At 61.3% G+C, this 11,876-nt stretch carries 11 protein-coding genes; 5 read left to right on the forward strand and 6 right to left on the reverse strand.

All coding sequences use genetic code 11. The features are described 5' to 3' along the window. The first annotated feature begins 19 nt into the window (after positions 1-19). The gene (locus QZ648_RS02430; protein ID WP_291995995.1) at positions 20-802 is read left to right on the forward strand and encodes a TatD family hydrolase; all 783 of its coding nucleotides are present in this window, start codon (positions 20-22) and stop codon (positions 800-802) included. Then, positions 799-1,548, forward strand: coding sequence for an ankyrin repeat domain-containing protein (locus QZ648_RS02435; protein ID WP_291995996.1), 750 nt, complete (start codon positions 799-801; stop codon positions 1,546-1,548). The genes QZ648_RS02430 and QZ648_RS02435 overlap by 4 nt, the downstream gene beginning before the upstream one ends. Here QZ648_RS02435 and QZ648_RS02440 read toward each other — a convergent pair. After that, on the reverse strand, positions 1,540-2,988 hold the full coding sequence (locus QZ648_RS02440) for a 3'-5' exonuclease family protein (RefSeq protein WP_169066672.1): 1,449 nt from the start codon (positions 2,986-2,988) through the stop codon (positions 1,540-1,542). The genes QZ648_RS02435 and QZ648_RS02440 overlap by 9 nt on opposite strands. A gap of 149 nt (positions 2,989-3,137) precedes the next feature. After that, the gene (locus QZ648_RS02445) at positions 3,138-4,046 is read right to left on the reverse strand and encodes an alpha/beta hydrolase (protein WP_366144043.1); all 909 of its coding nucleotides are present in this window, start codon (positions 4,044-4,046) and stop codon (positions 3,138-3,140) included. A gap of 258 nt (positions 4,047-4,304) precedes the next feature. On the opposite strand from QZ648_RS02445, the gene QZ648_RS02450 reads away from it, so the two are divergent. Continuing rightward, positions 4,305-5,792: a hypothetical protein gene (locus tag QZ648_RS02450; protein ID WP_291995997.1), complete on the forward strand. Its 1,488-nt coding sequence runs from the start codon at positions 4,305-4,307 to the stop codon at positions 5,790-5,792. A 171-nt stretch (positions 5,793-5,963) separates the two neighbouring features. On the opposite strand, the gene QZ648_RS02455 is transcribed toward QZ648_RS02450, so the two are convergent. Continuing rightward, positions 5,964-6,266 (reverse strand): hypothetical protein, encoded by a 303-nt coding sequence (locus tag QZ648_RS02455; RefSeq protein WP_169066669.1) that lies wholly within the window; start codon positions 6,264-6,266, stop codon positions 5,964-5,966. Positions 6,267-6,505: 239 nt separating this feature from the next. Here QZ648_RS02455 and QZ648_RS02460 point away from each other — a divergent pair, with 239 nt between their 5' ends. Next, on the forward strand, positions 6,506-6,631 hold the full coding sequence (locus tag QZ648_RS02460; protein WP_291995998.1) for a hypothetical protein: 126 nt from the start codon (positions 6,506-6,508) through the stop codon (positions 6,629-6,631). A gap of 179 nt (positions 6,632-6,810) precedes the next feature. Here QZ648_RS02460 and fetB read toward each other — a convergent pair whose 3' ends face one another. From fetB to ppk2, 3 genes are all read right to left on the reverse strand, one after another. Then, a complete protein-coding gene (fetB, locus tag QZ648_RS02465) occupies positions 6,811-7,614 on the reverse strand; it encodes an iron export ABC transporter permease subunit FetB (RefSeq protein WP_169066668.1) in 804 nt (267 codons plus the stop codon). Further along, positions 7,605-8,228, reverse strand: coding sequence for an ATP-binding cassette domain-containing protein (locus QZ648_RS02470; protein WP_291995999.1), 624 nt, complete (start codon positions 8,226-8,228; stop codon positions 7,605-7,607). The genes fetB and QZ648_RS02470 overlap by 10 nt, the downstream gene beginning before the upstream one ends. A gap of 332 nt (positions 8,229-8,560) precedes the next feature. Continuing rightward, complete coding sequence (gene ppk2 / locus QZ648_RS02475; protein WP_169066667.1) at positions 8,561-9,829, reverse strand: polyphosphate kinase 2; 1,269 nt, start codon at positions 9,827-9,829, stop codon at positions 8,561-8,563. Positions 9,830-10,345: 516 nt separating this feature from the next. Here ppk2 and glpK point away from each other — a divergent pair. Beyond that, the gene (glpK, locus tag QZ648_RS02480; RefSeq protein WP_291996000.1) at positions 10,346-11,854 is read left to right on the forward strand and encodes a glycerol kinase GlpK; all 1,509 of its coding nucleotides are present in this window, start codon (positions 10,346-10,348) and stop codon (positions 11,852-11,854) included. Positions 11,855-11,876 lie beyond the last annotated feature (22 nt).

Raw genomic sequence — 11,876 nt, forward strand, 5'->3', positions numbered from 1 at the left:
GCCCCGCCGAAGAACACCGATGCTGATCGACTCGCACTGCCATCTCGACTTTCCGGATCTCTCCGAAAGAATTGCCCCAATCCTCGCTTTGATGAAGGACAACGAGGTCGCCTGCGCGGTGTGCATCGGGGTTACGCTGGAAGACCTCGACCGGGTGCTGGCGCTGGCCGAACGCTGGCCGGCGATCCTGGCTTCGGTTGGCGTTCATCCCGAGGCCACCGGCGGACGCGAACCCTCGGTCGGCGACCTGGTCGAGCTGGCTCGTCATCCGCGAGTCATCGCCATTGGCGAGACGGGTCTGGATTACTACTGGCACAAGGATGCACCGGAGTGGCAACGCGAACGCTTCCGCACCCACATCCGCGCCGCCCGGGAAGCGCAGAAACCCCTGGTGATTCACACGCGCGAAGCGGCCGCCGACACGCTGCGGCTGATGCAGGAGGAGGGGGCTGCCGCGGCCGGCGGCGTGATGCACTGCTTCACCGAGAGCTGGCAGGTCGCCGAGCAAGCGCTCGAACAGGGCTTCTACATTTCGATGTCCGGCATCGTTACCTTCAAGAAGGCCGAAATCGTGCGCGACGTGGCGCAGCGTGTTCCGCTCGACCGTCTCCTGGTTGAAACTGATTCGCCTTATCTTTCCCCGGTTCCCCATCGCGGCAAGACCAACCAGCCTGGCTACGTGAAGCACGTCGCCGAAGAAGTCGCGCGCCTGCGTGGCCTGACTTACCAGGACCTTGTTGACGCCACGACGGAGAACTTCTTCCGCCTGTTCCCAGAAGCCCGTTCAAAACTTTCCCAATGAAAACAATTGCTCTGCTCTTCGCCCTGCTGCTGCCAAGCCTCGCCACAGCCGGTGCTCATGAAGATATGGAGGAGGCGCTGATCTCCGGCAATACCGCGTGGGCCGTCAAGTTGGTCGACCAGGGGATGGACATCAACGCGGTGGACGCGGCCGGCAACACCTTGCTGATGCAGGCCGTGCAGCGCGACAACGGCGATTTTCTGGAGCAGCTGCTAAAGCGCCACGCACGCCTGAACACGCGCAATCGCAACCGCGAGACGGCGCTCAGCATCGCCGCCTTCAAGGGTAGTCTGCCGATCGTCAAGCGTCTCGTCGAAGCCGGTGCAGACGTCAACCTCTACGGTTGGCCGCCCCTGATCTACGCAGCTTTCAATGGCCACACGACGGTCGTCGAATACCTGATCACGAGGAGTGCCGACATCGATGCGACGACCGAGAACGGTTCGACAGCGCTGTTCTTTGCCGCCCGCTTTGGACACCTGAAAATCGTCGAATTGCTGCTCCAGAACAAGGCCGATGCGAGCATTGCCAACGATCGGGGTGCGACGGCGGAGGACTGGGCGCGGCAGACCGGGAATACCAATATCGCCGATATCCTGCGCCAGGCAAGTGCGCAGACAAGGGAGGCAAGGGAGCAGGCAAGGAAGGCAAGGGACCAGGCGAGGGAGGCAAGGGAGCAGGCGGCCGCGGCTGAGCTTGAGACCGAACTCATTGATACCGAGGCCGAGACCGAGCCGTCAAAGTGAGAACGGGGGCAGGGGACGGAGGCCGATCTTGCCGGCCTGCAGGAAGCGACCAATGACGCGGTAGGTGTCGGGATCGAAAGCCTGGCCGGTCGGCCCATCCGCCAGCCGCGCCTGCAGCGCCTCTTCGTTGTGCAAGGTGGCCACCAGACGCCACCGGTCTACCAGGTGGAACTCTTCGCGCATTCCGAATTCGTCGCGCTCCAGTAGCAGCAGCGGCCCCTTGTAAGGCCAGGGCTTGACCTTGAATTTGGCCAGGGCAGTCAGTACTCGGGCGCAGTGCAGGGCGACCGTTTCCTTGCCAATGCAGACGCCGCGGCAGCTTTTCTGTCGATAAGCGGCGCAGGCTCCGGGCTTGCTACTGTCATCAAGGCCGAGCAGCTTGTAACACAGACGCTGTGCGTCGGCGAGTTTTCGCAAGCTGCGCGTAGCCTCGCGATGACTGGGGTAGATTCCGAACAAATCATCGGCGATGGCAAAGTCGAGGTCCTCGGCGAAGACCAGTTCCGGGCGTAGGTGACCGTTTTGCCGTGCCTGAAGTTGCCAGGAGCAAAGCCCCCTGGCCGCCGCGCCGGCGTTGCTGCCGCCAGGCTCGCGTAGCCCCGCCTGGGGCCCGCTCTCGGCTGCGCAACGGGACAATTCGATTTCGCGCAGGCGAGCGCCCAACTCGCCGGCTGCTTCGCGCCAGTCGACACGCCGGAGATCGCGCAGCAGCGGCGTTTCGCGCTTGGCGGCAGTGAAATGCGCCAATACCTGCTGGCGAAGATTGCTCGCCCGGCGCAGTAACAGCAGGCGACCGTCTTCGCCGTAAAACGCGTAAGCGCCGGCAGCCTCGGGCAGATCGTCGATCAGTGCGGGATCGATCTGTGCCGGCAGTTCGGGACGGCCAACGAGGTTGGCGACCACGCTGCGAATCGTTTCGACCGGCAGTTGTTCGTGCCAGCAGCGCCACAAATCCCAGAGCAGGCGAGCATCGGCCAGCGCCCGGTGGCGCGAGCCCGCCACCGCCAGCCCATGGCGTGTGACCAGGGTGTCCAGATTGTGCCGGTGGTGCTGCGGGAACAGCTTGCGTGAGAGCTTGACCGTGCATAGCGTCGGCGCCCGGAACTCGATCCCGAGTCGCTTGAATTCGCACCTCAGGAAACCGTAATCGAAGCGCGCATTGTGCGCGATGAGCAGTCTGCCGCGCAGCCTCTCGAGCAAGGACGGTGCGAGTTGCGCGAAAGTCGGCGCCGAGCTGAGCATCGCGTCGTCGATGCCGGTGAGACCGGTAATGAAGGAAGAAACGGGAGCCTCCGGATTGACCAGCACGCTCCATTCACGCGCACCTTCGCTGTCCACTTCGACCAGGCCGACTTCGATGATCCGGTCATTCGCGAAATTGGCGCCGCTCGTTTCCAGATCGACGAAAACCAGCGCCTCGGGGACGAAGGCAGGATTCATGAGCGTCGACAAATACAGGCTGGCGGACGAGCAGGTAGACCAGTCAGCCGATGCCGGGGCACGCGCAAGCGCAAGCGGCAAAGCCGCGCCGACAGGTGGCGGCGATCCGTGTTCGCGGCCTGCGAGAGAATGCTCAGCGTCGGCAGCGTTCAGCGCTCCGGCGATCGCGCGATAGCCGCAATGGCATCGGCGAACACCTCGGTCAAGGCCAGCGGCAGGTCATGTGCCATTCCTTCGATGACCTGCATTCTTGCCCCCGGGATGTGTGCGGCCACATCGTGACCACAGGCGACGGGAATCAGTGGGTCGTCGCTCCCGTGCAAAACCAGTGTCGGTGCCTTGATGGTTTGCAGCAGGGGGCGGCGATCACCACTGGCCAGAAAAGCCGCCAGCTGACGGGCCACGCCGCGTGGATGGAAGCCCCGCTCGTGCTCGTCGACGAGGACCTCGCGCAAGCGTTGCGGACAACTCGGAAAATCGGGGCTGGCGACCGCCAGTTGGCGTTTGAGCGCGTCCTCGACCAGGCTTTCCTTGTCGCGAGTCGCCGGCAGGGGGGCCAGCAGGGCTTGTGAGGCTTCGCGAGTTGGCGGCGGCAGCTCCGGATTGCTGCTGGTGGTCATGATGCAAGTTAGCGACAGGGTACGCTGCGGATAGCGGGCGGCAAGGATCTGGGCGATTGCACCGCCCATCGACGCGCCGACAATATGCGCTTTTTCGATCGTCAGGGCATCGAGCAGGCCGACGCTGTCAGCGGCCATGTCCGTCAGCGTATAAGGCACGCTCAGTGCTGTGCCCGTGCGCAGCGCCTGGCCGATATCGGGAACGCCGGCGGCGTCGAACTTGCTGGACAGGCCGCAGTCGCGGTTGTCGAAACGAAGGACGCGGAAGCCACGCTCGACGAGCGCTTCGCAGAATTCCTTGTGCCAGCGGCTCAATTGCGCGCCGAGTCCCATGATCAGCAGAATGGCCGGCGCTGACGGTGTACCGAATGACTCGTACTCGATCTGAAGATGGTTGGCGGTGATCTGGGGCATGAAAAAGGAGAAGAGGGTTTGCAAGGAGGGGCCGAGGTGAGCCAGGCTGCAGCCCCGGCAATCTACCACTCCCGCTCGATGGCAGCAAATGTGCGCGCTCGTTCAAGGCGGTCTGAAACCTTTTCTGCACATGCTTGGCGGCTCCATCTGCGCCTGCCCGGCAAGCTCTCCGCAGCGCTTTGCGACATTGTTCTCATTCGCCGAACAATTGCCAATCACCCGCAGGCGGGTCTCGTTTAGACTTCTTCCATGTCATAGTTCTTAACGAGGGGAACGCATCCGATGAAGCACATCATTCGTCACTCAATCATGATCGCCTGCCTGGCCGGTTCGCCAACGCTGGTCACTGCCGGGCCGCTGCAGCGGGTCGATCCGGGTGATGCCCAACTCGATTGCACAGGGTTGGCTGCCCAACAGCAGGCGATGACAGAGTTTATCGCCGCTGGCGACACCAATGCCCCAAGCATTGGCAAGGCGGCAGCGGGCGGTGCGGCAAACGTCGGCGGGCAGGTCGCTGGCGCAGCAGTGGCGCAGGGTTCCGGGCTATTCGGCGGACTTGGCGGTCTGGTTGGCAAGGTCGCCGGGGTCGTCGCGCAGCAGCAGGTGGAAGAGAGCATGGCACCCGACGCCGCGGCACAGCAGCGCGCCGCCGAAGCCAGGGAACGCCAGGGGTTTCTTGGCAAACTGGCGACGGCCAAGGAGTGTCGGCCCGATGAACCCGGTTACCCGGGCAAAACGCTGTCCGCCGACGAATTCAAAACGCTTGCCGAAGGGCCGGCCGGCGGCGAGGTGCAAGCGTTTACGGTCGCCGCGGTGGAAACAGCCGCCGCCGAGCCGATCGTCGTGCTCGATGGCAGCGAGCTCCTGGAAGGAAAACTGAACACCGCAGGAAAGCGCATCTATATCAGTGAGTTCCGGGTGCTTTTTGAAGTGGCTGGCGAAGTTTCTGCCAGCACTCGCGCCGGCTACTTGCCAGGAACGAATTACGGCGGCACGCAATCGCGGATCAAATATCAGGTGGCCAACGTCGATATCGCTGCCTTGCAGGCCCTGACCGACAAGGCCTGGGCCGATCTGCAGGAACGGCTGGCAGCCAGTGGCGTCAAGCTCGAGGACGCCGCGGGTTTCACTGCGCAGAACGGCGCCGTGTATGCGGCAACAGAGGCGGCGAGCACGATCGGAGCGCCGGTGTATGTCGAACAGGACCTTGGACATACCGAGCGCAAGTATCTGGTACTGACCCCGACTGGCATGAAGCTGCACGAACGTGGATTCGCCGGCATGGGCGCCGGTGACATGGGCAAGCGCATAGATTGGAGCAAGAGCGGCTTCGACGGTATCGCGGTCGGGGTGGCGATCAATATCGCTGCGCTGGAGTCTTCCGGCTCGGGCTCGTCGATCTGGAATCGCGCCGGCGCCAGCACCGGCGCTGGCGAGGGAATGACGGTAAGCGCACCGCCAGGAGCAGTAGCCGCCAGCGGCCACGTCGATGGCGGTAGCCTACGAGCACCCAAAGGCATCACCGTAGCCGGCAATTTTGCGCGCTTCCGGGAAGTTGGTGGCTTTGACTCTCAGAAAAACGTAGCGGTCGTGGCACTTCAGGCCGTCGGAAATCTTGCTGGCGTGGCCGCCAACAAATCGAAGGTGGTCGAAATGGAAGTTGACCTGGACGGGCCGACGACCAGCCGCATGGTGCTCAGTGGTTTGGCAACCTTCAACCAGGCCTTGACCGAGCAGTTCAAGGCGGGGCAACAGGCAAGTGGCGGGTAGGATCGCGCGATCAGTCGGTTTTTCCCGTGCGCGCAATGAGGCCGGATGCTCAAACGGCCCTTCTTTCACCACCGATCTAAGTGCGCATAATTTGTATTATGTAAACTTCACGACAGAAGAGGAAACGGGGCCGTAGCCCCGTTCAGATCTGGAAAGCGAAGCTCACACGACCTACTTGTTGTCGAATTTTGCTTTGGCGTCGGCAAACGTCTGCCGGACGGTTCCCCAGATGCTCTCGCTGCCGTTTCTGAGTTCTTCCCAAGCGTCATCCGCGGCCTCTTGCAGGGCGTTTATGCGGCCCTGTGCCAGCGTCTTCTGGTATCTGAGTTCGTCAGCCTTGCCCTGGTATTTTTCCTTGAAATCGGCGTCCGCCTGGCGAGCTTTCGCTTCCATGACGTCGAGTTCTGCGCTCCACTCATCGAGCTGCAGTTTCAGTTTCTCAACATAGGCGTCTTTTGTCTCTTTCAGACTCATGTGTCGCTCCTTTCGCAAAAGTTAATAAAAGCAGCTCCAATCTTACCAGCGCACGAGGCATGTGGGCAGCCTGAATTAGCAGCCAAGCAATTGAAGCAGTTGGCTGATGGGCCTGACAAGAAAGGTGTACACCGATGAGCGCTGGCCGTCCCTATTTCCCGCCCGCCCGGTTTCCCGCGACGGATCGGCCTATACTGTAAGCACACCTGCCTTCGCAGGTGCTCAAGAGGAGTGCGATCATGGGCAAGATAAGGCAAAACAACAAGGAAGTGAAGAAACAAGCGGCTTTGACTCCAAAGGAAAAAAAAGCCGCCAAACAGGCTGAAAAGCAAGCGGCTGGTGTCGCACCTTTGGTTCAACGCTAAGCCGGTAGTTTGCAGATCGCACGGCAAAGTGCGATCAGGCCGCCGGTCGTCCGAATGCTGGTTGAGCAAGCAGCAGCTGTCGGGCGTCGGCGGTTATTTTATCCCCTCAGGATTTGGGAATCGCATGCTGCGTGCTGCGTACCGAATTCCCGCTTGCATCCCGGATGACCGTTTTCAGATCAATTCCCGGGCCGACTCAAACGGTCGAGTCGCAAGCGCTGGCGCTCGTCGAAAAGGCGTCTGGCGGCGAAGCTGACGGCAACGACAGTACCAAATCCGGTACCGCCAGCGATAAGAAACATCACCAGAATCTGGTACTTGACGGCCTCCACTGGTGGCGTGCCGGCCAGGATCTGGCCGGTCATCATTCCCGGCAGGCTGACGATGCCGGCGGCAGACATGGCGTTGACGATCGGAATCAGGCCCACCCGGATGGCTTCGCGGCGGCTGTCTGAAATTGCCCGCTGCCAACTCTGGCCCAGCGCCAGGCGGCTCTCGATAATCGGGCGCTTCTGGGTGGCGTCCTGCGTCAGACGGTCGAGTCCCAGCGAGATGCCGTTCATGGTATTGCCGAGAATCATGCCCAGCAGCGGTATGGCGTATTGCGGCGCATACCAGGGCTTGGTACCGATCACCAGGATCAGCGCCATGACCGTAACCGTGAACGACGAAATGAACATCGAAAGAGTGCCGACGCCGAAGCCCCACCAACCGATGAAGCGACGTTTCTGACGGACCATTACCTCGCGTCCGGCGACCGAAATCATGACTCCCGCCATCAGCGCCACCCAGAGCAGGTGAACGTTGTCGAACAAGACTTTGAGTACCAGACCGATCAGGAACAACTGAATGGTGCTACGTGCCGCAGAGGTCAGCAATTGCCGTTCGACGCCAAGACGCAGGCGCAAGGACAATCCGGCGAGGGCGAGGATCAGCACTGCGGCAATCCCGAGGTCGAAGGGTGAAAGGGTGATTACCTGCATGGCAGCCCCACCCCCTCCTCTTCCTCCACCAGGCCACCGTCGCGCAGGTTGAAGCGGCGCTGCGCAACACGTGCGATTTGCCCCGAATCGTGACTCACCCAAAGCACGGCGCTATGTCGCTGGCGCCGATACTCGGCCAACAACTCCTCGACGCGAAGGGTACTGTCCTGGTCGAGATTGCCGGTCGGCTCGTCCAGCAACAGTGCGGCGGGGTTCTGCATCAGCGTTCTCAACAAGGCGAGCCGCTGCCTTTCGCCGGTCGAACAGCGGGACAACTGCCAGTTCACCGCCTCCTCGGGCAAGCCGAGCTGCTTCAGCCAGCCGGCGTTGATCGCCGTCTCGAAATGCTCGCCAACGCACTCCCCCCACCAGTGGCTTTCCGCTCCCACCAAGGCAACCGAACGCCGCCAGTCCGGGGCCGGCAGAAGCGAGCAGCGCTGGGCATCGAGATACGCCTCGCCAGTGTGTTCATCAAGGTCGGCGATGGCACGCAACAAGAGCGTCTTGCCACTCCCGGAGGCCCCGTGGATGCAGATGCATTCACCGCTATCGACGCTGAGTTCGATGGGGCCGACATGGCGGGTGCGCAATTGTTGAAGACGCAGGCTAGGCACGCTCAGCTCCTTCATAAACCGGCATCTGGAAGCCATGGAACAGCGGCAAGTGCGCGCACATCCGGTGTTTAGACGGTCTTCGCGAGGAGAGCATGCCGATCACTACCCAGTGCATTTGCCGAAGCGGTAATTGTAGGGGCAATCATTGCCATAATGCTTCGACTTCGACTCTCATGAGCTCGATAGAAAAGCCATCGACGGCCTGCCAGTGCTCGCCAGTCAAGGCGTAGCGTCAAGGCCAGGCCACTTGAGGCCCTGACCGCGGTGCGCAAAAAAAAACGGGGCGCTCTGGGCGCCCCGTACTTTGCTACTGATTATCGAGTCCGGCCAGACTACAGAATCGGCGTGTGCTCGCCTTGCGGATGGGCAGATCCACTCGGTTCGTAGACCACGTGCGGACGACCGACGAGCAGAGGATCGATGGGGCCTATGGCGTCCACGTCTTTGCCGGTGTAATTGAGCTTGTGCAGGACGTAGCGCATGGCATTCAGACGCGCGCGCTTCTTGCAGTCGGACTTGATGACCGTCCACGGCGTTTCGGCGGTGTCGGTGTGGAAGAACATCGCCTCTTTGGCCTTGGTGTAGTCGTCCCACTTGTCGAGCGACGCGAGGTCGATCGGCGACAGTTTCCACTGCTTGAGGGGGTGGACCTGGCGCTCCTTGAAGCGGCGGCGCTGTTCCTTGCGGCTGACCGAAAACCAGAACTTGATCAGGTGAATGCCACTACGCACCAGGGTACGTTCGACTTCCGGCGTCTGGCGCATGAACTCGGTGTACTCGTCTTCGCTGCAGAAACCCATCACGCGCTCGACGCCGGCGCGGTTGTACCACGAGCGGTCACAGAAAACGACCTCACCGGCCGTTGGCAGGTGGCGCACATAGCGCTGGAAGTACCACTGTCCGCGCTCTTGTTCGCTGGGCTTATCGAGTGCCACGACGCGTCCGCCGCGTGGGTTGAGGTGCTCGGTAAAGCGCTTTATGGCGCCGCCCTTGCCCGCCGCATCACGACCTTCAAAAATGACCACCACGCGCTGCCCGGTTTCCTTCATCCAGTTCTGCAGTTTCAACAACTCGACCTGCAGGCGGTATTTCTGCTTCTCGTACGCCCGCCGCGACATCAGGTTGCGATAGGGATAGGAACTCGTTTCGCGCCAGCTCGATGCCAGCTCATCGTCCGGGCTGCTCGGCGGTGTCGCCGGCGGTTCATTCCTTTCTGTCAGCAACGCCTTGCGCAGCGCTGCCGCGTCGTCCGGAGAAGCGCCGGTCAAGATCGCTTCGAGCGTCTTCGCCAGCGACGCAGTGTCGCCGACGGTGGCATGTGCAATGATGTCGCGCAGGGCGACTTGTTTGTGCTCGATTGCCGAACTGGCCGCTTCGGCGACATCAAAAGCCTCCATGGCGGCAGGCGTGCGTGCCGGAGCGACATCTCCGGCGGCTGCCCGACGCGGCTGTGTTGCCCGCGCCGAAGCTGAAACCGCACGCGCCCGCGGGGCTCGCGCTGGCGGCTTGGCAGCCGCAACTTCCGGTTTTTCGGCTTCCGTTGTTCCTCCCGCCTTGCTGCTATCGCTGCTCGAGGTGGGCGGCGGAGTTCTCTTGTCCATCTGTCTCTCTCCCAGTGGGTGTGTTCTGCTACAAAAAGTGCCGCCAGATCAAGGCTTGACGACACCTGCCATGATAGCGCTAATATGTCAGGTGTTTCAATCGCTTGAGACCGATTAGTCGCATGTTTTCGGCTCTTTTCCGGCTTTTTCCCGGGCAGCCTGCAAATGTGTCCTTGTGGATCGCGAAAGCCGGAACCCGGAACCCGTGCCCCTACCACCATCTGCCTGCAGCGGCCAGGCGAAGGCTAGCCAGCGGGGTGTACCCGAACGCTGGCAGGCGCCAAACTTCGGGCCGGGAGCAGCGGGGCAATAGTGTTTCCCGTGGGCAGCGTTTTCACGTGCCGCGACGCATCGGCGCGACACGCCGTCTTCTCGAAAAAGGGCTTGGGGCTGCCGGGGACTTGCGGTTTTTCAGCAGTCAATTTCGCCGGATGGAGTGCCGCTTGCGCTGCTGCGCTGATCATGCCAGTGTTATCGTCGGCGACGAACATAAACGCGCAAAGGAGAAAACCCACCATGAGCGAGTACATTCTGTCCATCGACCAAGGCACCACCGGTACGACCGTGCTGATTTTTGATCATGACGGAAAAATAAGGGGTCGAGCCTACTCGGAATTTAAGCAGAATTATCCAAAACCGGGTTGGGTCGAACATGATGCCGAGGAAATCTGGCTGCTAACCATGAAGCTTATTGGTGCCGCCTTGAGTTCTGGCAACATCCACGCCAGCGACTTGAACGCCATCGGCATCACCAATCAACGGGAAACAACGGTGTTGTGGGATCGTGCCACCGGCAAGCCAGTCGCCAATGCCATCGTCTGGCAGGATCGCCGGACCGCAGGCTACTGTGATGAGCTCAAGGAACGGGGATTGGAGGAGACGATCCGTCAAAAGACCGGCTTGGTGATCGACTCTTATTTCTCCGGCACCAAAGTCAAATGGCTGTTGGATAAGGTCACCGGCTTACGCGCGCGCGCCGAACGCGGCGAAATTGCTTTTGGCACCATTGATTCCTGGCTGGTCTGGAATTTGACTGGTGGCGACGTGCATGTCACCGACTACTCGAACGCTTCACGCACCATGCTTTACAACATTCAAGAACTTCGTTGGGACGATGAGCTTCTGGAGTTGCTCAACATTCCCAAAGCGATCCTGCCCGAGGTCAAAGCGTCGTCCTGCATTTACGGAGAAACCGACCCGGAGATGTTTTTCGGCACTCATCGCATTCCCGTGGCGGGGATCGCCGGCGACCAACAAGCGGCTCTCTTCGGCCAAGCTTGCCATAGTGCGGGTCTGGCCAAGAATACTTACGGCACCGGTTCCTTCGTATTAATGAATACCGGCGACAAAGCCGTATTCAGCCGTGAGAAGTTGTTGACCACCATTGCTTGGCGCATCGCTGACCAACCGGTTCAGTACGCGCTGGAAGGCGCCATTTTCGTCACCGGCGCCGCGGTGCAATGGTTGCGAGATGGATTAAAGATGATCAAATCGGCGGCGGAAAGCGAGGAACTGGCTCGCTCCGCTCCCCAAAATGAGGGCGTCTATTTCGTGCCGGCGCTGGTGGGTCTGGGTGCGCCGCACTGGGATCCCTACGCCCGTGGCCTGCTGATCGGCATCACCCGAGGCACCACCCAGGGTCATATCGCTCGCGCGGTTTTGGAAAGCATGGCCTATCAGACCCGCGACGTGATCGACGCCATGCAGCGCGACTCCGGGATTGCCCTGAAAGAATTGCGCTGTGACGGGGGGGCTTCGGTCAACAGTGTGCTCATGCAATTCCAGTCCGACATTCTCGGTGTCCCGGTCGAAGTGCCCAGCATCGTGGAAACCACGGCTCTCGGTGCCGCGTATCTGGCGGGCCTGGCTACCGGTTTCTGGAGCAGTCGCGAAGAACTTGCGCAAAAGTGGCAGCTGGAAAACCGCTATAGCCCGCGCATCGACGAAGCGCAGCGTGAGCGCCAGTTCCGGCGCTGGCACAAGGCGGTTGAGCGCTGTAAGGGGTGGGCTCTTGACGACGAGTAAGCGTTCACTCACTCTCCCCCTC

It is taken from the genome of Candidatus Accumulibacter sp. ACC012 (assembly GCF_907163155.1).
Classification (GTDB): domain Bacteria; phylum Pseudomonadota; class Gammaproteobacteria; order Burkholderiales; family Rhodocyclaceae; genus Accumulibacter; species Accumulibacter delftensis.